This window comes from Paenibacillus amylolyticus, from assembly GCF_050990605.1.
GTDB lineage: Bacteria > Bacillota > Bacilli > Paenibacillales > Paenibacillaceae > Paenibacillus > Paenibacillus amylolyticus_H.
Genome location: NZ_CP158832.1, coordinates 2,674,646 through 2,700,834 on the forward strand (window position 1 = coordinate 2,674,646; position 26,189 = coordinate 2,700,834).

Below are 26,189 nucleotides of genomic sequence, written 5' to 3' on the forward strand. Positions count from 1 at the left end.
ATAATGTATACCATTATGATAATAGAGGACGATCCCAAGATTGCGGGATTATTGAAATCACATATTGAACGCTACGGGGACCGGGCCGTTCTGGTCGAGGATTTTGAGATGATTGTACAACAGTTTGAGCAGGTACAGCCACATGTGGTGCTTCTGGATATCAACTTGCCCAGTTACGATGGTTTCTATTGGTGCCGCCAGATTCGTACGCTGTCCACATGCCCCATTTTGTTTATCTCTGCGCGGAGTGGGAAGATGGATCAGGTCATGGCTCTGGAGAATGGGGCGGATGATTATATCACGAAGCCATTTGAGCATGAGATTGTTATAGCGAAAATTCGGAGTCAGCTGCGCCGGGTATATGGGGACTATGCTGCACGTGATGAAGAACGCAAGGTGGAACTGGATGGCTTGGTCGTGTACTTGGAAAGACTGGAGGTTCAGCTTGGCGATCGCAAAGTGCAGCTGACGAAGAAGGAAACGATTCTGCTGGAAACGTTACTGCGCCGCAGTCCCAAGCTGGTGAGCAGGGAGACCATCCTGGAGAAGCTTTGGGATGACTCTTTTGTGGATGACAACACACTCAGTGTTAACGTTACCCGGGTGCGAAAGCGATTAGCCGAACTTGGCATTACGGATGCACTGGAAACGGTCAGAGGTTCGGGTTACCGATTGAACAATAACTGGAAAGCTTCTTCTCCATCATGAGATTGTTTATACGAGAACATCTCGCTTTAACTTGCTGGATTGTTGCCATCTTGTTCACCGTTGTTGCGGTGTTCTGGTATGACGGTTACAACGATTGGATCACGGCTGCTTACGCCGTAGCGTTGGGTTTATTTTTATACGTCGGATATTTGGTGTATCGTTATTATTCACATCGCTCCTTCTATACCCGGATGTCACGATCGATGGATTCGCTGAAGGAATTTGTACCCTTGAACGAAACAAGTCCATTATCACTGGCGCTGGAGAAGTTGCTGGATTCACAATACGGCCAGTATCACGCACATCTGCATCGGTTGGAACAGCGGCAGCAAGAATATCTGACATTTATGAACCAGTGGGTCCATCAGATGAAAACACCATTATCCGTCATTGAGTTGACCGTGGAAGACCAAGAGGATGACGATCCGCGGCTCATAAGCATTCGGGAGGAAGCTGACCAGATGAGACGTGGATTGGAAACGGTGTTGTATGTGGCTCGCTTGGATACCTTCGAGCAGGATTTCAGTGTTGAACCAGTGGGACTGAAGAACGCTGGGGAAGAGGCGATCCATGAGCTGAAGCGATTCTTCATCCGCAATCACGTCTATCCAGAGATGCATATTGATTCTGCGCTGGTAGTGCAATCCGATGCCAAGTGGATTCGTTTTGTCTTGGTACAGTTACTGTCTAATGCAATCAAGTATTCTGCGGGCAGCGGGCAAAAGATTCATATGCGTGCATATGAAGCGGAACGCTCCATTGTGCTGGAAGTGAAAGATCAAGGCATCGGTATTCCGAAGTCTGATCTAAACCGGGTATTCCAGCCTTTCTTTACCGGGGAGAACGGGCGGCATTTCAAAGAGTCCACAGGCATGGGGCTGTATATTACCAAAGAAGTGTTAACACGAATGAATCATCAAATTGATCTTGAATCGGTGTACGGCGAAGGAACGATTGTCCGAATTACATTCAACTCCTGAAGTGACAGGTTGAAGATAAGATTGGGACTTGAGGTGTGAGTATAGACGTCTATTGCCTGATCGAGGCAGAGACGTCTTTTTTGGTTACCATGATCCAACCTTACAACATTGTCATGTTGATGAAAGGTTAAACCATAGGAGAATGTCCGAAACTTCGATAGACTGTAGTCATAAGAGTACAGGAAAGGCCACGCATAATACGCATGCACACAGCATGAATGTAACTTGATTTTGAATTTATACATCACTAAGGAGTTGTAACCATGGAGATTTGTTCTGTGAAACAGATCAGTAAAATCTACAAAGGCATCGTATCTTATGAAGCGTTATCTGGTATTGACCTCAGTATTCAGGAAGGTGAGTTTGTTGGCATCATGGGACCATCGGGTAGTGGCAAAACAACACTGCTGAACATGATTTCAACCATTGATCACCCAACATCAGGAGAACTGCGAATTGCAGGGAAGAATCCGTTTGAATTGGATCAGGACGAACTTGCGCTGTTCCGGCGTAAAGAGCTTGGTTTCGTTTTTCAATCGTTCAATCTGTTAAATACACTGACCGTTAAAGAGAACATTGTGCTGCCACTCACTCTTGACGGCGTTTTGCTATCAGAGATGAATACACGTGTGGAACGACTCGCAAGCAAGCTGGGAATCGAGAGTATTCTGAACAAGCGGACATATGAGATCTCAGGTGGACAGGCACAACGTACGGCTATTGCCAGAGCGCTGATTCATTCGCCCAAGCTGATTCTGGCTGATGAACCAACAGGTAATCTGGATTCGAAGGCGGCAAGAGATGTGATGGAGATTCTCGAAACCCGCAATCAGGAAGACCGGGCAACGATGCTGCTGGTTACCCATGATGCAGTTGCCGCAAGTTATTGCAGTCGGGTCGTCTTTATTAAGGATGGCAAACTCTACAACGAAATTCACTACGGCGATAATCGTGCAGCTTTTTACCAAAAGATTATTAATGTATTATCCCTAATGGGAGGGTCAGGACATGAATTTTCGCCAGTTCGCCATTAATAACGTTGTTCGCAACAAACGAATTTATCTGGCTCATTTTCTGAGCAGTACATTTTCCGTTATGATCTTTTTTACTTACGCATTGCTCCTGTTCCATCCCGATCTGAAAGAAGGGTTAAAGGGTTCCAATGGAACGGTTACTTTGCTTGCTAACCAGGGGTTTATGATTGCGGAGATCATTATATTCATCTTTTCATTTCTGTTCCTGCTCTACTCGGTAGGTTCATTTCTGAAGACACGCAAGAAGGAATTTGGTATTTTCCTGATCCTTGGCATGACGCGCAAACAGATGAACCGGCTCTTGTTTATGGAGAATATGTGTATCGGATTAGCTTCAATTATTACCGGTATTGGACTCGGGATTATTTTTGGCAAATTGATTCTGCTCATCTGTGGCTCCATGCTGGCTGTCGAGAACAGTCTTCGGTTCTATTTTCCGCTGAAAGGCATTGCCTTGACGGTTGGCGCATTTTTGCTGCTGTTCGTTGTCATCGCGATGTCGTCATCCTTGCTCATACGCAAAGGTTCACTTATTGAACTTGTGAAGTCGGAGGAAAAGCCAAAACCGGAACCGAAAGCATCGCGTTTGCTCGCCCTGTTATCGGTATTGTTCATTGGCGGAGGCTATGCAGGGGTATTCACATTTGTATGGGTAAGCTTCTCGTTTCCTTTATTACTGGCAAGTGTCGTGGTCGTGATTGCAGGTACGTACTTCCTGTTCACACAGCTTAGTGTATATATCATCCGGGCACTCAAAGGCAATTCACGGTTATTTTTCCGTAAAACCAATCTGCTCTTCCTGTCGGAACTTACCTATCGAATGAAAGATAACGCGATCATGTTTTTCATGGTAAGTATCATCTCTGCATCTTCATTTACGGGAATAGGTACCATGCTCGCAATTGCTGATCCAGGCTTGTCATCCATGTCGAATCCATATGCATTCAGTTATATGAATTCATGGGATACTCCCGACTCGGATCGACATATTCGTCAGATTGAAGAAACGTTGATTGATAATCAAGTTCGCTACGTGAAGGGCAGCTATGCTCCTCTAGCTGAAAATAACAATGGATATATCATCAAGCTGAGTGATTATAACCGTCTGGCGAAGGCACTGGGGTATGAAGAACGCACGTTGAAACAGGTCGATGAGTCATTTATGACACCAAGCAATTTGGCGGTTCGCAAGAAGTACCGTGGACAGGAGGAACAAGGATTCTCGGGAGGGCAGGTCTATCTGGAGGTGGAGAATCAGCGCGTACCTGTTCAGCTATCGACACCTGGCACCGAGATTGTGATTCCTTTTCAAGGTGAAATTAATATCTACATCGTAACCGACGAATTGTTCGATACGATGAGACCGGCGTACAATGAGGATGTCGGAATGCCTGAAGATTTTTATTCCATGCGAACGGTCCAATTTATCGTGAAAGATTGGATGGGCACACGCAGCTTTGCTCCTGAATTGATCGAATCCATTCAACAGAATCATTCCAATAGAGGTTACTTCCAGGTGAGTGCACTTGTGGTGGACTGGCTCAATTCGAAACAAACGAACGGAATTATCCTGATCCTGAGCGGACTGATTGGCATTGTTTTCTTCACCTTTGCAGCAAGCTTCACCTATTTCAGACTCTATGCAGATCTCGAACGGGATGAAGCGCAGTACCGCATGATCGGCAAAATGGGACTCAGCCGTCCCGAACTCCGCCAGATCGTAACAAGGCAGCTATTGCTTATGTTCTTCCTGCCGATTCTGGTTGCCGTCGTTCACAGTTCGGTTGCCTTTGTAGCGTTGCAACAGTTGGTTGATTTCTCAGTCTTCGGATACAGTCTTCGTATCTTCATGGTCTTTGCTTCCATGCAGATCCTGTATTTTGCACTTGTGCGCTGGCGGTATCTGCGTCACATGTATTCCAAATTAGTCTAAAACAGCATGGCCCAACAGACATCGGGGAGGACTCTTTCTTGAATGTGCAGGAACAGCCCTGTTTTAGTTAAAGCCTTGGCCTGAGCCAGGGCTCTATTTCTATTTATTTAGATTATCTTTAGAAATGATTTAGGTTGAATTAAGAGACGTAGTATATAGTAGTAATGTAGAGATAGGCATAGAGTATAGGAAATGAGAGGAATAACATGAGATACACCGTATTAATTGCAGATGACGAACCAGAGATTGTTGAACTGCTTCAACTATATCTGGAGAAGGACTATACCATTAAAACTGCGGTGAATGGAGCCGAGGCATTACAATGCATACGTTCAACACAGATTGATCTGGTCATACTGGACATCATGATGCCTGTAATGGATGGATTGCAGTTGATCAAACAGATTAGAGCCACGCATCACATGCCTGTATTGTTTCTATCCGCCAAAAGTCAGGATCACGACAAAATCCTTGGGCTTGGACTTGGGGCAGATGATTATATAGCGAAGCCATTCAACCCCCTTGAGATTGTCGCCAGAGTAGAGGCGTTGCTTAGAAGAGTCAATCATTTTGATGCAACGGAGGTTCCCGCAGCGAAAGAACAGAATCTGGTATTAGGTGATCTGACGCTGGATCGATCCCAATGTATCCTTTTTCGTTCAGGAACACCTGTAACATTGACCTCTACAGAATATAAAATTATGGAATTGTTGCTCGATCAACCTGGCCGAGTGTTCACCCGTAAGAAAATATACGAAGCGGTCTGGGGCGATTATTATGCGCACGAGGACAGCACGATTATGGTACATATCAGCAACATTCGGGAGAAGATCGAGCGTGATTCCAGACAACCGGAATATCTCAAAACGATAAGGGGACTGGGATACAAAATTGAAGCGCCCATGGAAAGCTAGAGAAAAGCGACTGTTGCAGACATCCCTGACACTGGACTTCTTGCTGTTCAACTTCTTTTTGCTGTTACTGGTATTGATTGTGTACCTTATGGTTTCACTTGATGTCGTGGATTTCCGCATTTCGGATCAAGTGGTTGATCCGGATCTGAATGTTGAAGCCCACGTGTATGTGGAAGAGCTGGAGAACGAATTCTACTCCGGTGGAGGTTCGGTGTCGAAAGGCAAAGACACAGAGATTCAACGTCTCAAGGACAGCGGCGGCTGGATTGAGATTCTGGATGCGAATCGCAATGTCATTCGTCATGTGGGAGACAAGCAAGATGCGTTCACGCAATATAGTGAAGCCGATCTGTATGCTGGATTGGAGAACCGAAGCGACCAGCCGTACTATTACTCCATCACTCCGTTTAAGGCAGAAGGAGCAGCAACGTATGTGCTGCTGAAGATCCCGCGTGATCTGGTCAGCGTAAGGATTAATGATAATCAGTTGATTACCAATCTGAAGCATCCATTATCCTTTTACATTATGATTGGCATCGGTTTAGTGTTGTCATTGATCTTTGTCTATAGCTATTGGGTCGCACGGAGAATCAAAAAACCACTCAGTATCCTCTCCTCGGGTCTTACGCAGATGATCCAGGGAAATTATAGTACACGGATGTCGATCTCCGCCGAGAGAGAGTTTGTCCAGATTGGTGAGACCTTTAACTACATGGCGGATGTCATTGAGAACACCTCTGCGGAGAAACGTTATGCGGAAGAGAGCAAACAGCGACTGATTGTAGACTTATCACATGATCTGAAGACACCGATAACATCCATACAGGGATATGCGCAGGCATTGGTGGAAGGACGTGGAGAGGACAAGGACAGGCAGCAAAGATATCTGGGATACATCTATAACAAGTCTGTTCAAGTTGCACGCATGATACAGAATATGCTGGAGCTGCTCAAGGTGGATTCGCCTGATTTTCGCATGCAGATTGAGAGAAGAGAAATTGGAGAATTCGTGCGGGAGATTATGGCAGATACGTATGGGGAGATTGAACAAAAACAGTTTGTCCTTCATGTCCTTGTCCCGGATCAGGAGATCTACGCGAGATATGATCCGGAGCTGTTATCCAGAGTCATTCAGAATCTGATTACCAATGCTCTGTCTTATAATCCAATCGGGACCGAGCTGCGCGTAGAACTCATTCCGTTGGATACGCATGTGGTGATAGAAGTGGCAGATACCGGCGTTGGCATACCTCAAGAACTGTGGTCAACCATCTTTGACCCGTTTGTACGAGGGGATGAGGCGCGTACAGCGACCGGAGGCACCGGCCTGGGATTGTCCATCGCACAGCGTAATACAGAGAAAATGGGTGGACGGCTGATCCTTTCCCGACGTGGGCGAGAGACCACCGTGTTTACCATCCAGATTCCAAATTAAATAAGAGAAGAATTGTCCAAGTGGAGGGAAATATTTTGTTCAAAGCAAATACGTTTGTCCGGTTCAGTATTGCACTGGCGCTGATATTGGTTAATATCTATTTATTATCACGTGTGAGCTTCATCTTTCAGCCGCTTGTCACCATGATCACGGTTATCACCGTGCCCATGATGCTATCGGTGTTCTTTTATTATCTGCTAAGGCCGCTTGTGAATTATATGGAGAAAAAGAAAATAAATCGCACGCTAAGTATTTTGCTAATCTATCTGGTTATTGCTATTCTGGGAGTGTTCTTCATCATTGGCTTATGGCCATCGTTACGTGAGCAGCTGATCAACCTGGTCGATAACGCACCGAATTTAATCAATTCATTAAGTGAACAGCTGAGAGAGCTGGAGCAAAATGGTGCCATTCAAGCCTTGTTCCCTGAGGGCTCGACACCTTTCTCCCAGATCACGGAGTATATCAACAAAGGATTTAACTTTGTAACGAACTATGTAAGTGGATTTTTCTCACTCGTTTCCAGTTTTGCGATCATCTTGTTTACATTACCGATCCTTTTGTTCTATATGCTGTTACAAGGCGAGAAATTTGGTCGTAAACTGGCACATATCGCTCCAAAACGTTTCCAAAATGACAGCCGTGAAGTCGTAATTGAGATTGATCAGGCGCTGAGTGGTTTTATTGTGGGAAGAGTTTTGGTGAATCTGGCGCTGGGTGTTCTGATGTATATCGGTTTCCTGATCATTGGACTGCCATACGCATTACTGCTCACGGTAATCGCGGTCATCATGAACTTTGTTCCGTTTATCGGAGCGATTGTATCGTCCGTCCCTATTGTGATCATGGGTCTCGTGGTATCACCATCGGTTGCCATCTGGTCTCTGATTATTATTCTTGTCGCTCAACAGATTCAGGACAACCTGGTTGCACCGTACGTATTCGGCAAAAAACTCGATATTCACCCGCTCACGACGATTATTTTGGTGTTGGGTGCAGGGGACCTGGGTGGAATTATTGCCATCCTGATTATTATCCCGGTTTATATGATCGTTAAAATTCTTTTGGTTCGAATCTATAACATGTTCATCAAGGACAAATGGCAGAATGCATAGAATTTTTTAATTTATTCGAAGGAGTGTAGCACATGTCTGAAATTATCGAAAAACCTTATAATGAACCTGAATATATCGCACCTCAATCTGTTCAAATGGGTACCATTCACATCTCGAACGATGTGTTATCCAAGATCGTGGGCATGGCCGCTCAAGCAACGGCTGGAGTATCCTCCATGTCCGTTGGTCTGACTGAAGGCATTGCCAAGAGCATTAGCGGCAAGAGTCTGCAAAAAGGGATTGACGTACACGTCAAAGACGATCAGGCAACCATCCAGCTGCGCATCAACATTCAATATGGTAACAAGATGCACGAGGTCTGCCGTGAACTTCAACATAATGTTCAACAGGCTGTAGAGCAATTAGCAGGCGTTATGGTGAATGAAATTAAAGTGCAAGTTGTCGGCGTATCCATGCCGGAAACGGTATAAACAAACGTAAGTAATAAACGAATGTAAGTGATAACGATGGCAAAAACAGCACCTTCCCAAGTTAGCAACTTAACTGGGAGGGTGCTGTTTTATGTTTGCGGTAGTAGGTGGGCGCTTCGCCCATCACTTTTTTGAACATTTTGGAGAAAAGCAATGGATCGGTGTAGCCTACCGAGCGGGCAATATCACCAATAGTCAGAGCAGGATCAAGGGTCAATTCGGCTGCCCTGCGCATCCGATAATGGACCAGATAAGACTGAATACTGCTTCCCATCTGATCCTTGAAGAGAGAGCACAGGTAACTGCGCTGCAAACCGACATGGGCCGCGATGGATTGAACAGTAATGGCATTGGCATAGTTCATTTCAATGAAGTCCATTACCTGTGTCACGTACGTTTCCTTCGAATAATCCTGCGTGGGTGGAAGGTGCTCTGGATTGGCCTGATCAATTAAAATCGAGAAGAATTGATACAGCAAACCAGTCATGCTTATTTCCCAACCTTTATGAGTATTGCGCGAATGGACCATTCGATGCAGGCAGGATCGCATCTCGTCATCCTCATTACCCAGCTCAAAAATCGGGTGATGCTCGGACAGACAGGCCTGCTGTAAATAGGATTGGCTATTGCTGCCTTGAAAAGCAACCCAGCTGTATTCCCATGGGTCATCCTGATCTGCTTCGTAATGCACGACGGAATGCGGAACAATTAGAAAACCTTGACCTTTGTGTAGGGTATGTGTTTTGCCACCGACTTCGAAGGTGCCTTTGCCATTCAAAATATAATGAATTTTATAATAGTCTCTCATGGCAGGGCCAAAGTGGTGACCTGGTGTACAGGCTTCCGTACCATAATGAAGGAGCTGAAGCTCCTGAAAATGATTGCTTTTGAACATATACGTAATCAAGGTTATTCACTCCTGACGATTTCATCTCATCTTGCATTTTAACATAATAATCGGCGTAAAAGATAAATGAATTAAGATTGCTTTACATAGATAACAATCATTTTTCCATATGTTCAAAGTGAAATACCATATCGTTTATCCAGGAAAATGTCTAAGATGAAAAGGAATTCAACAAACCTTACAGGAAAGCGAGAATAACGATGCCCTATACTGCGAGTGAACAACGATATGATGAGATGAACTATGTACGTTCCGGCAAATCCGGAATCAGACTGCCGCAAATTGCGCTGGGTTTATGGCAGAACTTTGGTGGCAACCGTACATTGGATATTCAGGAAGAGATGATTTTGCGTGCGTTCGACCTCGGAATTAACCATTTCGACTTGGCGAATAACTATGGCCCACCTCCAGGATCAGCGGAAGAGAACTTTGGTGTGATTTACAAAAAACATCTGCGACCTTACCGGGATGAACTGCTCATCTCCTCGAAGGCAGGTTACCATATGTGGAATGGACCTTACGGCGAGTGGGGTTCCCGCAAAAATCTGATTGCCAGTCTGGATCAAAGTCTTGGTCGGATGGGACTGGACTATGTGGACATTTTCTATCATCACCGTCCAGATCCGGACACGCCATTGGAAGAAACGATGACGGCGCTGGATCAACTCGTGCGGCAAGGTAAAGCTCTGTATGTGGGCTTATCCAATTATAATGCAGAACAGACGCAAGAAGCGGTAACCATTCTTCGTCGTTTGGGTACGCCATGTCTGGTTCATCAACCAAACTACTCGATGCTGAATCGCTGGATTGAAGACGGTTTGCAGGATGTACTGGATGAGAAAGGCGTAGGTTCCATTGCGTTCTGTCCACTCGGCCGCGGTCAGTTAACGAATAAATATGTCGACAAGATCAAGGAAGAACGAGCCAATCCAACAGGCAATCTGAAAAAAGAAGCTTACACGGACGAACGGATTGCAAAATTCGATGCGCTTCAGGCGGTTGCGGAAAGAAGAGGTCAGACGATCTCCCAACTGGCTCTGAACTGGATCTTGCGTGGTAACCGTGTTACTTCTGCACTGATTGGTGCAAGCCGCGTGTCCCAGATCGAAGAAAATGTAGCTGCGCTCAGCGCACCGGATCTGACAACGGAAGAACTGAATGAGATCGAAAGCATTCTTGACGGCATGGGTAATTATCCTTGGTAACATACACAGTATAGCTGTGTGAAAGTTATAGTTAGGAAAACTAATGTAATATAAATGAAGAATGAAATGGCGCCTATCTGATCAATCAGGAAGGCGCCATTTTGTATATGTCATTTTCTTTATAGTAAAAGATCCATTATAATAGTTAACATTAATTGACCTATGTTTATTTTTTCGGAATGAGCCTAGTTCATAGCACCTGGTCCTAGGATTTGGGGTATAATATGATAGAAGCTTTACATTTGAACTATGAAGGAGAGGCTCCATTTGAACTTTGAACAGTGGATTTCGCCTGAAAGCTATAACCTGACATCCGAGATGGAGAATCATCCATCAGACCGGATTGCACTTAGATGGCTCAGCGATCAACGAGAATTGGAAGAGATCACGTATGGTGATTTATTCAAGCAGGCGAATCGTCTTGCTGGAGGTTTGCGTGAACTTGGACTGGAGAAGGGTGATCGGGTGTTGGTTATGGTACCACGCCGGATTATTGCCTATGTCATTTATATTGCTTGTCTGAAACTGGGGATTGCCGTTATTCCTTCCTCCGAGATGTTACGGGCAAAAGATCTGGAATATCGTCTGCGTCACTCTGAGGCGCGGGCAGTTATTGTATGGTCCGAGACGACTTCGGAAGTGGAAAAGATGGACGTGGATCTGCCGTCACTGGCACATCGCATCGTGGCATCACCGAATGGTGAAGTTGGCGTACCTGCTGAAGGCTGGGTCAATGTGCATCAGTTAATGCAGAATCAACCCGATGAGATGGCTGCGGTGGAAACACACCGTGATGATACGGCTATCCTTGCTTATACTTCGGGCACAACTGGTAATCCCAAAGGAGTTGTACATAGCCATGGTTGGGGATATGCCCACTTGCGGATCGCTTCTTCGTTATGGTTGGATATTCAACCTTCGGATACGGTATGGGCAACAGCGGCACCTGGTTGGCAAAAATGGATCTGGAGCCCGTTCCTGTCGGTACTCGGAAGAGGCGCGACAGGCCTGGTCTACAATGGATCATTCCAGCCCAAGCGTTATCTGGAGCTGATGCAGGAACATCAGATTAATGTCCTATGCTGTACACCAACGGAATATCGATTGATGGCCAAAGCCGATGATCTTGGACATTATGACCTGTCCCATCTGCGCAGTGCTGTTTCAGCGGGGGAACCGCTCAATCAGGAAGTCATTGAAATCTTCCAGCGTCACTTCGACCTCACTATTCGGGACGGATATGGACAGACCGAGAGCACGTTGTTAATCGGCAGTCTCAAAGATGCGCCTGTACGTATTGGCTCCATGGGTCAGTCGATTACACCTGGATTGATTGAAATTATTGACGAAGAGGGACAACCTGTTCCAGCTGGGGAAGTAGGAGATATCGCGGTTCACAAAGAGATGCCAGCTTTGTTCCGGTCCTATTATCAGGATGAGGGACGGAAGGAAGCGAGTCAGCGTGGCGATTATTTTGTAACAGGGGACCGTGCACGTAAAGACGAAGAAGGTTACTTCTGGTTTGAAGGCCGCAGTGACGATATCATCATCAGTTCGGGTTATACCATTGGACCATTCGAAGTGGAAGAAGCACTCATGAAACACGCCAGCGTGAAGGAATGCGCGGTGGTTGCAAGTCCGGATGAGATCCGTGGCAATGTGGTGAAAGCATTTGTCGTACTGCGAGATGATTCGCTGGCTTCACCGGAATTAATGCGTGAATTGCAACACCACGTCAAGGAAATCACAGCCCCTTATAAATATCCACGTAAGATCGAATTTGTTACGGATCTGCCGAAGACAAACTCTGGTAAAATCCGCCGGATCGAACTGCGCGAACAAGAAAAACGTAATGTATAAATCATTATGGATAAATGAAATTTTGGATATTAAGCCTGCGTAGTGAAAGAGAAGGAATCGATTCTGCAGAAGCGATAGCGTTCGTATTTGTCTCCGAATATTAACCTTTGAAAAATTCGATGAAGAAAATTTGGAGACAACGACGATCTAAAGAACGATCCTTCGCTGTAACGGCCACTTAGCAGATTCCAAGTTACTTGCAAACTATGTCATAATATATGAAACAGGAGTGAACACAACCATGAGTCAATTTGAACAAACCTTTGAAAAGTCATTGGAACAATACGCAGAACTGGTTGTCAAAGTCGGCGTAAATATTCAAAAAGGACAGGACTTGCTCGTTACTGCTCCCATTGAAACGCTTGAATTCACACGTCTGATTGTGCAAAAAGCCTATGCGGCTGGCGCAAAGTATGTACAGGTAGACTTCGATGACGACAACATTACCCGCAGTCGTTTTGAACATGGCTCCAATGACAGCTTTGACTATTATCCAGCCTGGAAAGCGGATATGATGGAAAAGTTTGCAGAAGCAGGCGGCGCAACTTTGACGATTAAAGTTCCAGATCCTGAACTGTATAACGGAATTGACTCCGACAGCGTTTCCCGTGCTACCAAGGCAGCTGCACACGCACGTCGCGGATATGCCAAATACACACGCAACCATGAAATTAGCTGGTGTCTGATCAAAGCACCGACCAAGGCTTGGGCGAACAAGGTATTTGCCGACATCCCGGAAGAAGACCGAGTCAACGTGATGTGGGAAACCATCTTCAAAATGAATCGTGTAGATGGCGGAGACGCCGTACAAAATTGGAGAGAACATCTGGATACTTTGACTACCATGAGTGATCTCCTGAACAAAAAGAATTATAAGAGCCTGCATTACCGTGCGCCAGGTACTGACCTGAAAATCGAACTGGTCCATAACCATATCTGGGGCGGCGGTGGCGGCGAAAATAAACAAGGCGTATACACGGTCGCCAATATGCCGACAGAAGAAGTATTCACCATGCCTAAGCGCAGTGGAGTGAATGGTTATGTCAGCAGCACCATGCCTTTGAACTTGAATGGGCAACTGGTAGACCAGATGAGAATTACATTTAAGGACGGACAGATTGTAGCATTTACGGCTGCATCCGGTGAAGAGCATCTGAAGAACCTGTTTGCCACCGATGAAGGAGCACGTTATCTGGGTGAGGTCGCACTCGTACCACATGACTCTCCGATCTCCAACCTGAATCGCATTTTCTACAATACAGGTATTGATGAAAATGCATCCTGTCATTTGGCCGTGGGAAGTGCGTATCCATTCAACATGAAAGATGGCACAACCATGTCCAATGAAGAATTGCTGAAGCATGAGTGCAATGTGAGCCTGACCCACGTCGATTTCATGATCGGTTCCGCTGAGCTGGATATCGATGGTGAGTTACAAGACGGTACAATCGAGCCGGTCTTCCGTAAAGGCAACTGGGCATTTTAATATAGTTTTATAAGTTGAACTAAAGGTTATCTACACAAACACTACGATGACAGAATAACCTTCCAATCGCTGTTATCCCCAGATTTTTTTGATTCCTTTTCCGAAGGGGAAAATCCGGGGATAGCGTATGCTTCCGATGCAGCTTTCTTTCAATTTATATAGTAGTAGTAATAGTGCTTAACGAGAAAGTGACTTCAACCTGAAGTCACTTTTTTCGTCCTTTGTAACGTGGATTACGCAGGTCTCACAGGCACACATATTTCGCACCAATGCTGATTGAGCAATTTCCAACGATATCGTTCTATAACCGGCTTGTTGTCCATCCGATAACCGCTTGTTTGTAAATGAGGGATGATCACACTCCATGCCTGCTGAATAGCTTCTGCCGTATGTCCTACCTTACAGATAAGATAATCTCCGCCTGATAACTCGGCAATCTCAATGGAGTCATCTTCCAGACGTTCAGATTCAGTGATAACAATACAGGCATCATATCTACATTTCTCCGGTGGTGTGGTAGTCGGGTCATCTTGGGGGATACCGAGTAATGTAGCTGATTCATTCAGCAGTTGCTTGTTGTCTGCCCATTTTTTCAGCTTATTCATCGCTTGGGTATTGTCTGGCCCGTAGGGACCGACTTGTCGAACATAAGCGACACGATATGACGGGAGGTTTTCGATAACCATTTCCATGTGATTCTTCCTCTCTATGCGGTTTTCTCTTACATGTTGGATGCTAACATGCTATAAAAAAAATTGCATAGTTAATATTGATTCCCTGCGATGAAACTCATAGAATAGGAATAATATATTGGAAGACTGTTCCAAAAAGAAAAAACGAGAGGGGGAGGAGTTAGATATGGATTCATGATATTAGTCATCTTGATGGAATCGAGTATTTCAGGGGTCTTCGAGAACTGGATTGTGCCTATAATCAATTAACAGTTCTAGATCTTACTCAGAATCACAAGCTGAGGGTGTTACGTTGCAGAGAGAATCAACTTCTTACACTGGATCTGCGTCCCAATTCGGAATTGCAAGTGCTGGATTGCAGCTTTAATCGACTTCGCAAATTGGATCTTTCTCATAATTCCAGACTTGTCACACTGGAGTGCCATTGGAATATGTTGTCGGAGCTGGCATTGGAGCCCCTTGAATGGTTGGAGGAACTCAGTTGCAGTTATAACGCTCTGTTCTCACTTGAACTTGAACACAATAAGCAATTACGGCGACTGGATTGCGCCAACAATTATATGTTGCAACTTGATGTAACGGGTTGTCCAAACTTGCTTGAACTTCGTTGTCATCACAACCATATCAAGCAGCTGGATCTTCGTTCGAATTTAGTGTTGGAAAGTGTACGGTGTTTTAACAACCATATAAGTGAGCTGGATATTCGCCACAACGTGCAACTAAGAGAGCTGTACTGTTCCGAGAACAAATTAACCGGGTTGGATTATAGCCATAATCCCAAGCTGGAGAGGCTTCAATATGCAGATAATCTGATGTTTGAATCCAATCATGAAGTTCAGGGGATGGGTGTGTTTCAGTATGACGTCTCAATGTCCAACTATCAGTTGCGCTTACTGATTCAGGATAAAGAGCTTGTAATTACTGCACAGGTCACAACTAAGGCTGAGATGGAAACCTTGTCTCCATATATGGAAGAAACGTGGAAACGGTGGGATATGCTTCAGGAGCAAGCCCTTGAAACCATTGCCGAGGCCCATCCGGACGAGGATATCAGTGAATTGGTTTTAGCTGAGGCGGAATTTCAGGGAGATCAGTATTTCCGATTGGGTTATGATGCGGGGGATACACCTGCTGGTCGACTGTACATATATGCGGAGTTTGACGATGAATTTCAAATGTTGGACACATTCATTTATGAAACGTATTAAAGCCACGAAAACGTGGCTTTTTTTGCTTTGTTATTGTATTAGGTTATATATTATTCAGCGTGCATTTTGTTGAAGCTAACATATTCGTTAATCGGTTTACGGTAACCGCGTGGGCGCTGTTTGGCTTCCGACTTTTTGCCGATGGTGATCAGCATAACTGGTACGTAATGGTTGGGGATTTCCAGACTCCGTTGCAGTTCTTCCGAGTCAAAGCCAATCATTGGACAAGTGTCCCAACCGCGGTCCTGAGCGATCAGCATCAATTGCATGGCAGACAGGCTGGCATTGCGAATCGCATCCTCACGTTGGAAGAATCTGCCGCGAGATTCGTAAAATTCAGTGACACTTTGGGATTCTTGCTCATATTGGAACGGAGTAAGCGCGCCCAGATTCAGCAAGCCTTCGTTAATGGTGCGGATATGATGATGCGCGTTGACGTCGCCCAATACCACGATGACCGCAGAAGCTGTTTTTACCTTATATTGCTGGGAAGCTTCATAGACTTTCTCTTTCTGTTCTTCGTCTTTAATCACAAGATAGTGCGTGTGTTGCAGGTTAAAGGCAGATGGTGCAAATTTGTTCAGGGCAAACATCTCTTGCAATTCCGAATCCGAAATTTCAATTCCTTCTTCAAAAATAACGGCCGATCTACGGTTTTTGACTAGATTCTCCAACTCACTCATGGTGGTTTCCCTCGCTTATGTATAATTTATAAACTGACTATAACACACTTAGTTACTTTATGTAAGTATTATTTTAGAATAAGACAAGGAGTGTCTGCCATACGCTAAAATAAAACACTAGAGGTGATTTATGAAAGCATTGATCGCAAGGTATATGGGAGGACATAACCCTCATGAATTTCGGGTATATGTGATCCAATCTTCGACGTTAAAACGTTTTGTAGTCGTGGAGATTATTCTAGGCCCTATCGTGTACAATGTCGCACTTTATTTGTGCCATAATGCAATACTTGCTGGAGTAGGCTCTTGGGCTGGAACAGAAGGTCTGAAGAGACTGCCATTGGTCTTTAGAAGAATTGTTGGGACATGATGAAGTGTGTAAATGAAAGATTCAAGCAGAAGAGGGCCAGCTGCGGCCCCCATCTTCTACTTCAGCCATGTTATCTATAGTCAAGCTTCTCTTCTCTGATTCAATAACTGTCGAAGCTTTGGGCTCAAACCTGCCTTATTTGGCACGTTCCAAATACTGCTCCAACGTAAGTTTCTGGTTAGTAATCTCACCGGCAATATATACCCCTACATAACGTACATGCCATGGCTCATAGGAGTAACCAGTCAATTTCTCCTGATCTTTGCCATAACGAATGATGAATCCGTACTTGTGGGCATTGGCTTTAAGCCATTTGCCTTCTTTGGTGTTGCCGAAGCTTTGCTGAAGATCATAACCCGCCGAAGCGCTTGATATATCCATGGCTAGACCTGTTTGATGTTCGCTTTGTCCGGGCCGAGCACTTGTTTTATTGGCAACAGCTTCACCTTTGATGCTGGCATTACGGTCAAAGATCGATTTCTGGGTCGCATAAGAACGATAACCCGACACGGCTTTGATATCGATGCCGTCTTTTTTGGCAGCAGCAAATAGTTTCTCTAGCGCTGTTGCAGCCACTTTACGCATTTGTTTCTTCGGACTGGAACCTGAGAAGCTAAAAGGAATATTAGGAACTACCAAATCTTGAGGTGTATAAGTGGAAGGCAGATTTCTCTTTTTATTGACAAGTACAACTGTACTGGACACATTGGTCACGGTTGCCACATTTTTGATGGTTTTAATCGTACGACCAGGTGCATTATCATGCAAAAATTGAGTGAAGCTGGAGCTTGCGGCAGACGCGAGGGGATTCAGACTTGACGTGATGGGAAACGTAGTGAAAGCAGAACCTGCTACAACAGAGCCTATGAGAATGGTAGATATGATCGATTTACGAGTAAAAGATTTCATGATGTGTGTTCCTCCTCGGAATATATGAATCTATATACCGAGTATACTAGAGGATTATATCCATAGGTTCTCCAATTGTTTCCGAGTTGTAAACAAAGTTTGCTATATAAGTTGAACTAAAGAATATTTACACTGGACACTACGATGACAGAACAACCTTCCGATCGCTGTTATCCCCAGATTTTACGAATTTCCCTTATAAGGGGAAAATCCGGGGAAGCGTATGCTTCCGATGCAGCTTTCTTGCAGAAAGCTTTTAGGCGAACGCTTCGTTTCTTCAGGTTCTTTCAGTCCTCTCCGTTTCGTGTAAATGTTATGTTCAATTTACATAGAGTCTTCTTTTGCAACTCTCGTAGAGGCATATAAGGAAAAGAACATGAAAAAGCCGTTGCATTAGATGCAACGGCTTGTATTGTGAAGTGAAGAGAGATAATGCTAGATTTCTGCAATTATGCTGGAGACTGTGTTACAACATGCAGGCGTCAGATTCCCCGGAGCTTCCCACCGTTACGGCACGTGTATCACGAACGCGAACGTTGGCGCTGAGCACACCGGAATCACTGCTTAATTTGAAAGAAGGATAATTTTCTTCTGTATCCAGCTTCATGTGTTGTTCTAGGTTCAGCTGCTGTTTTGGATCAACATAGAATGGAACCAGATTGGTTTCAATCTGCGCGTCGAGAGCCGCAAGTTCATCAACAATAATAATGGCAATAACTCCGTTACATCCGCAACCTTCCAAGTCATAGATGACTTGGAAATATCCGGGTTGGTCATTCAGGCTTTCTGTTAATCGTTTTACAGCCAAATCTGTAATTTGAATATACATATAGGTACACTCCTTTATATGTGGTCATGGTTGGTAAATGGTAAAAGAATTCATTCAGCTTCTATTCCCATTATACCACTTTGGCAAAAATCAAAGCATTTATTTTCTTGACTGATCAGTCTGGAAAAGGTATTCTTTATTTAATCAATAGGGAGGTGAGGTCTGAAATTGGGAAGAGCCAAGGAGTTTGACACGGAGAACGTTCTAAGAAAAGCAACGTCTGTATTCGGAGCGTACGGTTATGAAGGTACATCTTTGAGCTTATTGCTGAGTGAACTTGGTATTGCGAGGCAAAGCCTGTATGACACCTACGGAACTAAACATGATTTATTTGTCTCTGCTCTTAAATTCTATATTCAGCAGAAGACAGAAGTGGGGATCATACTATTAAACGAATGCACAAGTGTGAGGCAAGGCGTGGCACAGTTGTTCAACGAAGCGGTTAACGTGTTGACAGACGACGAACGTCGTAATGAATGTTTCATCATTAATAGTGCAGTTGAACAGGCACCACAAAATCACGAAATCGCCGCCTTTATTCAAACCACTAACCAACAAATGGAAGATGTTTTTCATAGTGCACTGTTACGAGGCCAGAAAAGTGGCGAATTGAGGCACGCAGAGCAAGAATTGCCCGGGCTTGCCCGTTTTCTGAATTATTCCCGACTCTCATTGACCTTTACGGCGAAGAGCGGTGCAAGCGCAGAAGCGCTGCGAGATTTTGTTCAGATGACCCTAAGGGCTATGGATTAACGTTTTACATGATTTGAGTAAGAATTCTTTACGTTTTCTTGAAAATGGACGCTTAGGGCGTTTATTTTTTGATTATTATAGACCGATTGGTCTGGAAAAAAGCCGCAATTACGAATCATCTTCATAATCTGCTGGAGATGCTTGAAATTCAGCAGTTTTCTGAACCGGTGATCTTGGCTGATTCCACGAAACAACAGTTTGTGGCTGAATTGACTTGTAAAGGGCGTTCATTAGTTACAGGCAAGCCATACAACCAGACTTACATCTCTGTAGTGAGCCACTCTAATGGGAAAATTACACATTATAAAGACTATTGGAATCCGATGATCGTCCTCGAATCAGACTTAGGAGGAAGCAAGCATGATCAATGATAAACCGTTGACCCTTATTACAGGAGCTAATGGAAAGACAGGAAGACGTATTTCGGAGATGCTTCAAGGGCAACAATATCCAGTACGTTTGGCAGGAAGAACTAAACCATCTCATTCTGGTTCTGCCCATAACTATGTCTATTTTGATTGGTATGATTCGGAGACATATGCTCCGGCGCTGAAAAATGTGAATCAGGTATACCTTGTTTTGCCAGCAATGGATATGAGCCCAGAAAACGCCATGATTCCGTTCATCAAGGAAGCATTAGGGGAAGGGGTTAAGCGATTCGTTTTACTTGGCAGTGCTTCGATCGATGAGAATGGTCCTATATTTGGAAGAGTACATCAGTATATAAAAGCCCATGCTCCTGAGTGGGCTGTATTGCAGCCTTCCTATTTTATGGAGAACTTTACGGAGGGACCGCATCGGGAGACAACGAAACAACTCGGGAAAATATACAGTGCTACGGGTGACGGGAAAATTGGATTTGTTAGTGCAGATGATATCGCGGCAGTTGCGTTCCATGCTCTGACAGATATTGTTCCTCATAATACGGAGCACATCATTACAGGGCCGGAGACGTTGTCCTATGGACAGGTTGCAGACGTCTTGAGTCGAGTACTGGGTCAGTCCATTCAGCATGAATCTTTGTCCGATGATGAATTGAGGAACAGCATGATTAGCGCAGGAATGTCAGAAGAATACGCTGCTGCCCTCGCAGGACTGGATGTGCTTATCCGGGAGGAGGGGAGAGAAGATCAAACGACAGATACGGTGAAAAAATTAACGGGGAATAACCCGATTTCATTCGAGCAATTTATTCAGAATCATATGGAAGTATGGAAATAATGGAAGAAATATTTTCATATTATGAGAAGACGTTGCCTAGTGCCCGTCTTTTTTGCATGTCTACCAGGATGTTGACATCGTTGATTGGAATGTGGATCTCTCCCTAACCAGAGACACTACGGAAAGCAGTGATTATACGAACTCACTTTTGGGGAAATAGATGAGGATGAATGTTAGGGAATGTTAGGGCGAGTTTTGAGACACGCCCTAGATAAAGGGGCGAAGAGAGCGGATGATTCAGTTCGAAAATGTATCAAAACAATATCCTGATGGAACTACGGCTTTGCGTCAGGTTAACCTCAACATCAACAAGGGAGAATTGTTTGTCATGATTGGTCCGAGTGGATGTGGCAAAACCACCATGCTCAAAATGATCAACCGTCTAATTGAGCGAACAGATGGAGCAGTGCTCATTAATGAACGCTCAATTGATGAATACAACATTCACGAATTGCGCTGGAATATCGGATATGTGCTGCAACAGATTGCACTATTCCCGCACATGACGATTGCCGAAAATATTGCGGTTGTTCCTGAACTGCGAAAATGGAAGTCAGATCAAATCAAGGAGCGCGTACATACGTTGCTGGACATGGTTGGTTTGCACGGAGATACGTATAGTGAGCGCAAACCTGCCGAGCTATCAGGTGGACAACAGCAGAGAATTGGTGTGTTGCGTGCACTCGCTGCCGATCCCGAGATTGTATTGATGGATGAACCATTCAGTGCTCTCGATCCGATGAGCCGTGAGAAATTGCAGGACGATATTCTGGATATCCAGCGCCAGATGAAAAAAACAATTGTGTTTGTCACCCATGATATTCAGGAAGCAATGAAGCTGGGTGATCGCATCTGCATTATGAAGGATGGAGAAGTATTGCAGGTAGGTACCCCGGAAGAGCTCATCCAGCAGCCAGCTAATGATTTCGTACGTGAATTTGTTGGAAGTCCTAACAACGATACGATTTCACAATCTGATTTTGATCTCGAATCCATCATGTCACCACTCTCACCGGGTCATGTGCCCAAATCTGCCAAAACCGCCGTTCCTGTATCCATTACGTTAACAGAATTAGTTGATATCATGGCTTCCCATGACCATCTGTTGGTTGAACGTAACCGCCAGATTATTGGCGAGATCAGTCGAGTTGATCTGATGAAATACTGGTCTGTTCAGTTACAGGAACGAGGTGAGGGACATGAGTAGATTTACGGAGGTGTTCAGCGAACGTAAAGGCCAGTTATTGTCTGCTCTCCTGGAACATATTCAGATCTCATTTATCGCATTGTTATTTGCTGTCCTCATCGCTATTCCACTTGGTATATACCTGACACGCAAACCAAGAGTGGCTGAACCCATTATCGGGGTTACGGCTGTGTTGCAGACGATACCTTCCTTGGCGCTTCTCGGATTACTCATTCCGTTATTCGGCATAGGAACACTTCCAGCAATCATTGCACTGGTTGTGTATGCGCTGCTTCCTGTACTCCGCAACACGTACACAGGCATTTCCGAAGTTGATCCTTCCATGGTCGAAGCGGCGAATGCGATGGGCATGAATCGTAGACAACGTCTAATCAAAGTGGAACTGCCACTGGCGATGCCTGTTATTATGGCCGGAATTCGGACTGCTATGGTCCTGATTGTAGGAACCGCAACACTTGCTGCCTTGATCGGCGCAGGAGGTTTGGGTGCATTAATCTTGCTGGGTATTGATCGGAATGATACGGCACTGATCATCCTGGGAGCCATTCCAGCCGCCTTGCTGGCGATTTTGTTTGATGTACTATTACGTCAGTTCCAGCGGTTATCCTTCAAGAAAACACTGGTTACCCTTGGTTCGCTGGCAATAATCGCGATACTTGTAATCACAATTCCCTTCTTGGCACGTGGAGGGCAGAAGGATCTCGTGATTGCTGGCAAACTGGGAGCTGAACCGGAGATTCTGATTAACATGTACAAATTGCTCATCGAAAAAGAGACGGACCTGACCGTTGAACTAAAACCCGGATTAGGCAAAACACCATTCCTTTTCAATGCACTCAACTCAGGTGATATCGACATCTATCCCGAATTCACCGGGACAGCGATCTCCGAATTCATGAAGGAAACAGCAGTGAGCACCGATCGGACAGAGGTGTACGAACAGGCAAGAGAAGGAATGCTGAGCCAGTTTAACATGGTGCTATTGAAACCTATGGATTATAACAATACGTATACGTTGGCCGTCCCACAGAACATCGCAGATCAATACAATCTCAAGACCATTTCAGACCTCCAACCGGTGGAACAGCAGATGAAGGCAGGATTCACGCTTGAATTCTCGGATCGGGAGGACGGATACCTTGGTATTCAGAAGAAGTATGGGATTGAATTCCCGAACGTGGCAACAATGGAACCGAAGCTTCGTTATGGTGCTGTTCAACGTGGCGATATCAATCTCGTAGATGCCTACTCCACCGATAGTGAGTTGAGACAATATGAACTCGTTGTGCTGGAAGATGATCAGGAGTTGTTCCCGCCTTATCAAGGCGCGCCGATGCTTCGTCAAGAAACGGCAGATCAATATCCACAACTGGTTGAGGTGCTGAATCAGCTTGCTGGCAAAATTACGGATGACGAGATGCGTCAGATGAACTATGACGTGAACGTAGAGGGAGCGAATCCTGAACAGGTTGCAGCAGAGTACCTTAAACAGGCTGGATTGCTGTAACTTCAGGCATCCCTGCAATAGATGTACCAAAAGGATGAGGAGGAACCTTGATGACACAAGAAACCTATGACTTGATTGCGATTGGAACAGGAAGCGCGGCAAGCTCTGTAATCATCCGTTGCGCTGAAGCTGGATGGAAAATCGCTGTAATTGATGAACGTGAGTTCGGCGGAACGTGTGCACTGCGTGGCTGTGATCCCAAGAAAGTGCTGGCTGGAGCGGCTGAGCTGATTGACTGGAATGAACGGATGCAAGGGAAAGGAATTCTGGGACAGGCAACTATCAACTGGTCTGAACTTATGGCCTTTAAACGTACCTTTACCGAGAGCATACCTAGAGCAACCGAGGATAAATTCAAACAGGCAGGAATGGACACGTTCCATGGTAAAGCTTCATTTGTTGATGAAAACCATATTCAAGTGGGAGAAGAAGTGCTCCATGGCGAACACATCCTCGTTGCTACTGGTGCAAGACCAGCGCCACTTGAGATTGAGGGCTCAGAGCATCTTATATATAGTGATGACTTTCTGGATCTGGAACAGCTGCCTAATCGATTAGTTCTGGTAGGCGGTGGATACATTGCATTTGAGTTTGCGCATATTGCGGCCAGAGCCGGGACGGAGGTTCATATCCTACATCGGAGTGAACAGCCGCTGAAATCATTTGATGCGGAACTGGTTGAATCTTTAATGCAAAAATCGAAAGAGATCGGCATTCATGTTCATTTGAACGCAGAGGTGAAGTCCGTACGGCAAGAGGGGAACGCCTATATCGTTCATGGCACACGCAATGGTGCAGATCACAAGTGGCAGTGCGGACTTGTCGTTCATGGAGCCGGGCGTATTCCCAATGTGGATGGGCTGGAATTGGAGAAAGGCAACGTCAGCTACAGCAAAAAGGGTATTACGGTGAACGAGTATTTGCAAAGCGAAAGTAATCCGAGAGTGTATGCTGCTGGCGATGTAACCGATACGAAAGGGTTGCCTTTGACCCCGTTAGCAGGTCAGGAATCCCGGGCAGTATCGTTCAATTTGTTGGAGAGAAATCAACATAAACCTAATTATAAAGTGATGCCTTCCATTGTGTTTACTGTCCCTGCCCTTGGAGCTGTAGGTATGAGCACGGAGCAAGCCAAGAAAGAGGGCTATGAGGTGCAGGTAAATGATATGTCGAAATGGTATACTTACAAGCGAACTCATGAAAAATTTGCCATGGCCAAAGTAGTGATCGATAAATCAACTGGGCGTATTCTGGGCGCGCATGTGCTCGGGAGCAAAACAGAAGAATTGATCAACCTTTTTGCAATGGCTATTCAGTTCAATCTGACTATCGATCAGTTAAACACCATGAATTTTGCATATCCTACTGCTGCATCGGACCTGGGTTCTCTAATGTAGAAGTGATGATGAACTCCCCTTTGGGACGGAAGGAAGGATGAAAACAACGATGTCATCGGATTTTATTGGGCTTCATGAAGGCAAGTGGACTAAGGAACCCGTTGCTGCACGGATGGATGGGGATCGTTTCGTTGTGGAAGCTCGGGAAGGCAGTGACTTCTGGGAGAACACATTCTACGGGTTCTGTCATCGGGATGGACATGCCATGCTTGCTCCATGGGACGGAACGGAAGCGATTGAGGTATCTTTTGATCTAAGCTCATTCACCGAATTATATGATCAGGCGGGACTAATGTTATGGTATGGAGAAGACCAATGGATCAAGGCCGGAGTTGAGGTCAACGATGGCGTGGCACATGTTGGAGCCGTCGTGACGGATACGTATTCGGATTGGTCACTCTCTCCTGTGCCAGAGTGGGGTGGACGAATCGTAACAATCAGAGCCTCCTACAGTAACGAGGCCGTTGTCATTCGTGCTCGCACAGATGAGCATCCTTGGCGTACGATTCGTGTTGCACGGTTTGCCTATCCGACGAACAAACACGCAGGCCCATTTCTGTGTGCACCGAAGCGTGCAGGATTCGAGGTAGCCTTTACCAAGTGGAGATCCACGCCACCCGATGCTGACTTACACACAGATCCTCCGATTACGGATTAAAACAAGTTAAGACGCATGCTAAACAATGATATTTGAGCAAGTATATCTCGCTTACCAAGAAAGACAACACAAATAAGCAAGTCTTCCGTTAACGGAGGGCTTGCTTATTTCCGTGCTTAAACTTTGCACCCTGAAGAGTATTCCAGGTGCTCATTTTACAATTCACCGGGGGGCGCTAGTTTTTTCGCATTTACAACGACAGTCCTTGAGAACTTTTAAGTTTAACGTTTATTTACTCGTGTCCGTATTCAGCGACTGGGTTTCAGTCTCTTTTTCACCCTCATCATCATTGGACTTATTGAACTCCAGCATACGCTCCTCGTAATCGTCCAGGAACCATAACGGGTCCATGCTGTCTTCCTCACCGTTATAATTGATGACGATTTCTTCGCCAGCCTTGATGTCTGTATACGCGTAGAAGTCAAAGGTGTGGTTATCAAAATTGATATCATAGGTAGCGTTAGGTTCATAGGAGTGGTTGATCAGACTGCCGTAGCCGAGCAGAATGGCGGTATGATTCGCCCCGTATTCGAATACGTAATCTTCCAAAATCGTTTTTTCGACATGCTCATGATCTTCATTCGGGTAAGGCACGACGGGTGCCTGATGGATAAGCGTTCCCTTGGCAATATCAACGGTAGCAAATACCCCGCGGTTAAACTCACCGCCATCACCCAACTTGGATTGTTTTACTTCAATCATAATCTTCACCTGATGCTCTTCGAAGAGCTCCGTTCTATATAGTAG

The 26,189-nt window shown here is 45.1% G+C and carries 26 protein-coding genes; 20 read left to right on the forward strand and 6 right to left on the reverse strand.

The features are described from left to right. Positions 1-3: 3 nt before the first annotated feature. The 8 genes from ABTV53_RS12330 to ABTV53_RS12365 all read left to right on the forward strand — a co-directional run bounded on the left by ABTV53_RS12330 (position 4) and on the right by ABTV53_RS12365 (position 8,550). Positions 4-708: a response regulator transcription factor gene (locus ABTV53_RS12330; RefSeq protein ID WP_433753239.1), complete on the forward strand. Its 705-nt coding sequence runs from the start codon at positions 4-6 to the stop codon at positions 706-708. Next, complete coding sequence (locus tag ABTV53_RS12335; protein WP_433753241.1) at positions 705-1,688, forward strand: sensor histidine kinase; 984 nt, start codon at positions 705-707, stop codon at positions 1,686-1,688. Before ABTV53_RS12330 ends, ABTV53_RS12335 begins: the two co-directional genes overlap by 4 nt. Before the next feature lie 263 nt (positions 1,689-1,951). Beyond that, on the forward strand, positions 1,952-2,722 hold the full coding sequence (locus tag ABTV53_RS12340; RefSeq protein ID WP_433753242.1) for an ABC transporter ATP-binding protein: 771 nt from the start codon (positions 1,952-1,954) through the stop codon (positions 2,720-2,722). Next, the gene (locus ABTV53_RS12345; protein WP_433753243.1) at positions 2,697-4,655 is read left to right on the forward strand and encodes an ABC transporter permease; all 1,959 of its coding nucleotides are present in this window, start codon (positions 2,697-2,699) and stop codon (positions 4,653-4,655) included. The genes ABTV53_RS12340 and ABTV53_RS12345 overlap by 26 nt, the downstream gene beginning before the upstream one ends. Positions 4,656-4,861: 206 nt before the next feature. Next, positions 4,862-5,569: a response regulator transcription factor gene (locus ABTV53_RS12350; RefSeq protein ID WP_433753245.1), complete on the forward strand. Its 708-nt coding sequence runs from the start codon at positions 4,862-4,864 to the stop codon at positions 5,567-5,569. Beyond that, positions 5,547-7,004, forward strand: a complete 1,458-nt coding sequence (locus ABTV53_RS12355) for a sensor histidine kinase (RefSeq protein ID WP_433753247.1) — start codon at positions 5,547-5,549, stop codon at positions 7,002-7,004. The genes ABTV53_RS12350 and ABTV53_RS12355 overlap by 23 nt, the downstream gene beginning before the upstream one ends. Before the next feature lie 35 nt (positions 7,005-7,039). Beyond that, the gene (locus ABTV53_RS12360) at positions 7,040-8,119 is read left to right on the forward strand and encodes an AI-2E family transporter (RefSeq protein ID WP_433753249.1); all 1,080 of its coding nucleotides are present in this window, start codon (positions 7,040-7,042) and stop codon (positions 8,117-8,119) included. A gap of 32 nt (positions 8,120-8,151) precedes the next feature. Then, a complete protein-coding gene (locus tag ABTV53_RS12365) occupies positions 8,152-8,550 on the forward strand; it encodes an Asp23/Gls24 family envelope stress response protein (RefSeq protein ID WP_433753250.1) in 399 nt (132 codons plus the stop codon). A 61-nt stretch (positions 8,551-8,611) separates the two neighbouring features. Here the strand turns inward: ABTV53_RS12365 and ABTV53_RS12370 are convergent, their stop codons facing one another. Continuing rightward, entirely contained in the window at positions 8,612-9,457 is an 846-nt protein-coding gene (locus tag ABTV53_RS12370) for an AraC family transcriptional regulator (RefSeq protein ID WP_433753252.1), read from the reverse strand. A 200-nt stretch (positions 9,458-9,657) separates the two neighbouring features. On the opposite strand from ABTV53_RS12370, the gene ABTV53_RS12375 reads away from it, so the two are divergent. The 3 genes from ABTV53_RS12375 (at position 9,658) to ABTV53_RS12385 (ending at position 14,008) form a co-directional block, all read left to right on the forward strand. Continuing rightward, positions 9,658-10,662, forward strand: coding sequence for an aldo/keto reductase (locus tag ABTV53_RS12375; RefSeq protein ID WP_433753254.1), 1,005 nt, complete (start codon positions 9,658-9,660; stop codon positions 10,660-10,662). A gap of 267 nt (positions 10,663-10,929) precedes the next feature. Then, positions 10,930-12,522, forward strand: coding sequence for an acyl-CoA synthetase MbcS (mbcS, locus tag ABTV53_RS12380; RefSeq protein ID WP_433753256.1), 1,593 nt, complete (start codon positions 10,930-10,932; stop codon positions 12,520-12,522). 241 nt (positions 12,523-12,763) lie between these two features. Next, positions 12,764-14,008 (forward strand): aminopeptidase, encoded by a 1,245-nt coding sequence (locus tag ABTV53_RS12385; RefSeq protein ID WP_433753258.1) that lies wholly within the window; start codon positions 12,764-12,766, stop codon positions 14,006-14,008. 233 nt (positions 14,009-14,241) lie between these two features. On the opposite strand, the gene ABTV53_RS12390 is transcribed toward ABTV53_RS12385, so the two are convergent. Then, entirely contained in the window at positions 14,242-14,700 is a 459-nt protein-coding gene (locus tag ABTV53_RS12390; RefSeq protein WP_433753260.1) for an AraC family transcriptional regulator, read from the reverse strand. Positions 14,701-14,984: 284 nt separating this feature from the next. Between ABTV53_RS12390 and ABTV53_RS12395 the strand changes: the two genes are divergently transcribed. Beyond that, positions 14,985-15,908: a leucine-rich repeat domain-containing protein gene (locus ABTV53_RS12395; RefSeq protein WP_433753262.1), complete on the forward strand. Its 924-nt coding sequence runs from the start codon at positions 14,985-14,987 to the stop codon at positions 15,906-15,908. Positions 15,909-15,958: 50 nt separating this feature from the next. On the opposite strand, the gene ABTV53_RS12400 is transcribed toward ABTV53_RS12395, so the two are convergent. After that, positions 15,959-16,591 (reverse strand): nitroreductase family protein, encoded by a 633-nt coding sequence (locus tag ABTV53_RS12400; RefSeq protein WP_076214767.1) that lies wholly within the window; start codon positions 16,589-16,591, stop codon positions 15,959-15,961. Between the two features lie 130 nt (positions 16,592-16,721). Between ABTV53_RS12400 and ABTV53_RS12405 the strand changes: the two genes are divergently transcribed. Further along, positions 16,722-16,961 carry a hypothetical protein gene (locus ABTV53_RS12405; RefSeq protein WP_433753263.1) on the forward strand — a complete coding sequence of 80 codons (240 nt, stop codon included), beginning with the start codon at positions 16,722-16,724 and terminating at the stop codon, positions 16,959-16,961. Between the two features lie 135 nt (positions 16,962-17,096). Here ABTV53_RS12405 and ABTV53_RS12410 read toward each other — a convergent pair whose 3' ends face one another. Together ABTV53_RS12410 and ABTV53_RS12415 are read right to left on the reverse strand one after the other, a co-directional pair. Continuing rightward, positions 17,097-17,870: a M15 family metallopeptidase gene (locus ABTV53_RS12410; protein WP_433753265.1), complete on the reverse strand. Its 774-nt coding sequence runs from the start codon at positions 17,868-17,870 to the stop codon at positions 17,097-17,099. A gap of 466 nt (positions 17,871-18,336) precedes the next feature. Further along, on the reverse strand, positions 18,337-18,699 hold the full coding sequence (locus tag ABTV53_RS12415) for an iron-sulfur cluster biosynthesis family protein (protein ID WP_433753267.1): 363 nt from the start codon (positions 18,697-18,699) through the stop codon (positions 18,337-18,339). Between the two features lie 168 nt (positions 18,700-18,867). Here ABTV53_RS12415 and ABTV53_RS12420 point away from each other — a divergent pair, with 168 nt between their 5' ends. The 7 genes from ABTV53_RS12420 (at position 18,868) to ABTV53_RS12450 (ending at position 25,442) form a co-directional block, all read left to right on the forward strand. Continuing rightward, entirely contained in the window at positions 18,868-19,452 is a 585-nt protein-coding gene (locus ABTV53_RS12420; protein WP_433753269.1) for a TetR/AcrR family transcriptional regulator, read from the forward strand. A 68-nt stretch (positions 19,453-19,520) separates the two neighbouring features. After that, on the forward strand, positions 19,521-19,823 hold the full coding sequence (locus ABTV53_RS12425) for a nuclear transport factor 2 family protein (RefSeq protein ID WP_433753271.1): 303 nt from the start codon (positions 19,521-19,523) through the stop codon (positions 19,821-19,823). Next, the gene (locus ABTV53_RS12430; protein ID WP_433753273.1) at positions 19,813-20,673 is read left to right on the forward strand and encodes an ergot alkaloid biosynthesis protein; all 861 of its coding nucleotides are present in this window, start codon (positions 19,813-19,815) and stop codon (positions 20,671-20,673) included. The genes ABTV53_RS12425 and ABTV53_RS12430 overlap by 11 nt, the downstream gene beginning before the upstream one ends. A 232-nt stretch (positions 20,674-20,905) precedes the next feature. Further along, positions 20,906-21,880: an ABC transporter ATP-binding protein gene (locus tag ABTV53_RS12435; protein ID WP_433753275.1), complete on the forward strand. Its 975-nt coding sequence runs from the start codon at positions 20,906-20,908 to the stop codon at positions 21,878-21,880. Further along, positions 21,873-23,387: an osmoprotectant update ABC transporter permease/substrate-binding subunit OpuFB gene (gene opuFB, locus ABTV53_RS12440; RefSeq protein ID WP_433753276.1), complete on the forward strand. Its 1,515-nt coding sequence runs from the start codon at positions 21,873-21,875 to the stop codon at positions 23,385-23,387. Before ABTV53_RS12435 ends, opuFB begins: the two co-directional genes overlap by 8 nt. Before the next feature lie 50 nt (positions 23,388-23,437). Next, a complete protein-coding gene (locus ABTV53_RS12445; RefSeq protein ID WP_433753278.1) occupies positions 23,438-24,784 on the forward strand; it encodes a dihydrolipoyl dehydrogenase family protein in 1,347 nt (448 codons plus the stop codon). Positions 24,785-24,821: 37 nt separating this feature from the next. Further along, positions 24,822-25,442, forward strand: a complete 621-nt coding sequence (locus ABTV53_RS12450; RefSeq protein WP_433753280.1) for a DUF1349 domain-containing protein — start codon at positions 24,822-24,824, stop codon at positions 25,440-25,442. Positions 25,443-25,670: 228 nt separating this feature from the next. On the opposite strand, the gene ABTV53_RS12455 is transcribed toward ABTV53_RS12450, so the two are convergent. After that, complete coding sequence (locus tag ABTV53_RS12455) at positions 25,671-26,144, reverse strand: SET domain-containing protein (protein ID WP_433753281.1); 474 nt, start codon at positions 26,142-26,144, stop codon at positions 25,671-25,673. Between the last annotated feature and the right edge of the window lie 45 nt (positions 26,145-26,189).